Source organism: Cobetia sp. SIMBA_158 (assembly GCF_046566945.1).
Taxonomy (GTDB): Bacteria; Pseudomonadota; Gammaproteobacteria; order Pseudomonadales; family Halomonadaceae; genus Cobetia; species Cobetia amphilecti.
In genome coordinates this window covers 1-271 of the sequence record NZ_JAWJYL010000387.1, presented here as the reverse complement: position 1 = coordinate 271, position 271 = coordinate 1, and the positions used below count along the sequence as shown (strand labels likewise).

At 32.8% G+C, this 271-nt stretch carries 1 protein-coding gene; it reads left to right on the top strand.

Annotation, left to right across the window (positions count from 1 at the left end):
• A partial coding sequence (locus R2R70_RS20400) for a TerC family protein (protein ID WP_410978963.1) occupies positions 1-271 on the top strand: 271 nt, incomplete at both ends.

Genomic DNA, 271 nt, shown 5'->3' with positions numbered 1-271 from the left:
CTTGGTGTTGTAATCAGTATTCCGATCATGATTTTTGGTTCAAAATTTATTGTAAAAGTGATGGAAAAGTACGCTTGGATTGCCTATGTAGGTGCTGGTATTCTTTCTTGGACAGCAGTAGAAATGACTTTAAAAGATGAAAGTTTAAATAATTTAATTCATATGCCACATGGCGTTGTATCCTATGTAATTATAATTGTGGGAACTGGCGTTATTCTTGCAGCAGGCTATCTTAAAAATCAAAGTAAACCTAAAGAAAGTGAAATAAAAC